This is a genomic window from Bradyrhizobium sp. UFLA05-112, from assembly GCF_053572325.1.
On the sequence record NZ_JBANBK010000192.1, the window covers coordinates 1 to 2,517 of the forward strand.

Here is a 2,517-nt window from a genome sequence, read left to right on the forward strand (position 1 = left end):
CCGTCGATCCCGATAACCGGCTGGTCGCCAGTGAGTTGGAGCGCCGTTGGAACGAGAAGTTGGTTCAACTGCGCGACCTGGAGGTCCAGCTCGAGACCCTCAAACAGAGGCAGCACACCCCAGCGCTTTCCGCCACGGATCACGCGAGGCTGATGACGCTCGGCAAGGATTTGACCAAGGCGTGGAATAGTCCCGGAGCATCCGTCGAGACACGCAAGAAGATCGTCAGGCTGCTTATCAAAGAGATCATCGTCGATGTCGTGGGCGATACATTGGCGCTCGTCATTCACTGGCAGGGCGGCGACCACACCCAGTTGACGGTCAAAAAGAACAAGATCGGACAAACCCGCTGGACGGTCGAAGCCGATGTCCTCGATCTCGTTCGCGTATTGGCGAGGCAATTATCGGACACGGCAATCGCTGCGATCCTCAATCGGTCCGGCAAGCTAACTGCACATGGTGCGAGTTGGACGCGATCCCACGTCTGCAGTCTCCGCAACACCAACGGCATTCCTGTCTACCGCGAAGGTGAACGAGCCGAGCGCGCCGAAGCTACGTTGGATGAAGCCGCCGACATTCTGAAGGTGAGCCGCACGACGGCCTATCGGATGGTCAGCAGTGGGACCCTTCCGGCCCGGCAGCTGTGCGGCGGAGCGCCCTGGATTATCCAGCTTGCCGACCTGCAGCGAGACGCTGTGTGCCGCGAAGCCGATGCCAGACGATCACGTCGCCCGATATCTCGAGATCCGCAGCAAAATCTCCTTCCTTTATAAGGGCATCACCAGATGAGCAGTATGAAGCGCCAACGTCATGCCCCGCGAACAGCGCATTTTTACGGTTAAGGATAAGAGGACGGATGCTTCGCTCGACAATATTTGTGTCCAGCTCGATGCGGCCGTCGTCGAGGAAGCGCGTCAGACCATCCCAATGATTCAAGGCGTAACGGATGTGCTCGGCGATTGTCGCTTTGCCCGAGACGCGGGTGAGCTGCTGCTCGAACCAGATCTTGAGCGCCGCTACCTGCGGCTTGCTGCGCTCCTGGCGGGCGGCACGGCGCTCATCGGCGCTGCGGCCCTTGATCGACTTCTCGATCGCATAGAGAGCGGCGATACGCTCGAGAGCTTCACTCGCGATTGGGGCAGGACCGTCCTGGACAAGGTCGAAGAAGCGCCGCCGCAGATGAGCCCAGCAGAAAGCGAGCGTGATCGCCGCGTCAGGCGCGGTGTCGGCAACGGTTTTGTAGACGGTGTAGCCGTCGCATTGCACGACGCCACGATAACCGTCGAGCAGCTTGAGCGCGTGGACGGCGCCGCGACCAGACGCATAAGTGTAGGCCACTGCGGGCGGGTCGACCCCGCCCCACGGCCGATCGTCGCGCGCGATCGCCCAGAAGAAGCCCTTCTTGGTGCGGCCGCGGCCGGGGTCGAGCACCGGCGCTGTGGTCTCGTCGACCGCGATCTTGCCCGCGGTCAGAATGCTCTCGCGCAGCCTGAGCCAGAGCGGACGAAGCTCCGCGGCTGCATAGCCGACCCAGAACGCCAGAACCGAGCGCTTGATGTCGATACCCTGCGTCAGCAGCATCTGGGCCTGCCGATACAGCGGCAGGTGCCAGGCATATTTGGCGACCAGCACATGGGCAACCATCGCCTCGGTCGGCAAGCCGCCCTTGATCAGCCGCTCTGGTGCCGGCGCCTGAACCACGCCATCCGTGCAGGCCCGGCAGGCATATTTGGGGCGATGAGTGACGATCACGCGGAACTGCGCCGGGACGACGTCGAGCCGCCGTGAGGTCTCCTCACCGATTACATGCAGAGGCGCGCGGCAGCACGGACAGCAGGTCACCTCCGGGACAATCGTGACGTCGATATGCGGCAGATGGGCCGGAAGCGAACCACGGCTGGCGCGACGCTTGTCGGCACGCTGGTGTGCGCCTGCCGTGTCCTTCCTGTCCTGGGCCGCCTCGTCGCTAGCAATGGCCTGCTCGATGTCCTCGATCGCCAGCTGCAATTGCTCAGGATCGAGCTTCTCCGAGCGCCGACCGAACTGCGCGCGTTGCAGCTGGCACAAGAGATGCTGAAGGCGATCCATTTGCGACATCGCATGGTCGCGCTCGGCGATCGCAGCGTCGCACTTTGCGATCGCCGCGTCGCGCTCCGCGCGTGCCGCGGCAACCAGCGCCTGCAGCACCTCGATGTCGGTCGGAAGCTGATCCGTGGTCTCGCTCACTCCCGGTACTCAAGCTGATTCGCGGGCCGTTGTGGAATATTGTGGCCGACGTGATTCAATTGGCCACAGGGTTCACGACGTTGCAGTCGGCGAAGCACTGTCGCGGGCATGCAGGCGCGACCAGTCAAGGCCGTCCATTAGCGCGGCGAGCTGTGATGCGGACAAACGCATCACGCCATCGCTGATCGGCGGCCAGCGGAACGCGCTATGCTCCAGTCGCTTCCACAGCAGTACGAGCCCGGACCCGTCCCAGGCCAAAATCTTCAAACGGTCCGCCCGCTTTGAACGAAA

At 62.9% G+C, this 2,517-nt stretch carries 2 protein-coding genes and 1 pseudogene; 1 reads left to right on the plus strand and 2 read right to left on the minus strand.

Annotation, left to right across the window (positions count from 1 at the left end):
• Positions 1 to 773 (plus strand): helix-turn-helix domain-containing protein (locus tag SO180_RS42280; RefSeq protein ID WP_449384690.1); only part of this gene is annotated, 773 nt, incomplete at its 5' end.
• Between the two features lie 25 nt (positions 774 to 798).
• On the opposite strand, the pseudogene tnpC reads toward SO180_RS42280, so the two are convergent.
• Positions 799 to 2,226: pseudogene (gene tnpC / locus SO180_RS42285) on the minus strand (IS66 family transposase); the annotation flags it as partial.
• Between the two features lie 72 nt (positions 2,227 to 2,298).
• A partial coding sequence (gene tnpB, locus SO180_RS42290) for an IS66 family insertion sequence element accessory protein TnpB (protein WP_449384691.1) occupies positions 2,299 to 2,517 on the minus strand: 219 nt, incomplete at its 5' end.